1 pseudogene is annotated in these 253 nt (G+C 38.7%); it reads left to right on the top strand.

The features are described from left to right. Positions 1-253 (top strand): annotated as a pseudogene (locus EIZ39_RS27185) (S-layer protein); the annotation flags it as partial.

Here is a 253-nt window from a genome sequence, read left to right as displayed (position 1 = left end):
CGCAGATAAGAAGTTAAATACTCGTACTGCTAATACTGAAGATGCTATTAAGGCAGCCTTAAAGGACCAAAAGATTGATGTAAACTCAGTAGGTTACTTCAAAGCACCTCATACTTTCACTGTTAACGTTAAAGCAACTTCAAATACTAATGGTAAGTCAGCTACTTTGCCAGTAGTTGTTACTGTTCCTAATGTTGCTGAGCCAACTGTAGCCAGCGTAAGCAAGAGAATTATGCACAACGCATACTACTAC

The sequence above is a fragment of the Ammoniphilus sp. CFH 90114 genome (assembly GCF_004123195.1).
Classification (GTDB): Bacteria; Bacillota; Bacilli; order Aneurinibacillales; family RAOX-1; genus YIM-78166.
The sequence above is the reverse complement of the archived record's forward strand: the minus strand, read 5'-3'. Positions and strand labels throughout refer to the sequence as shown.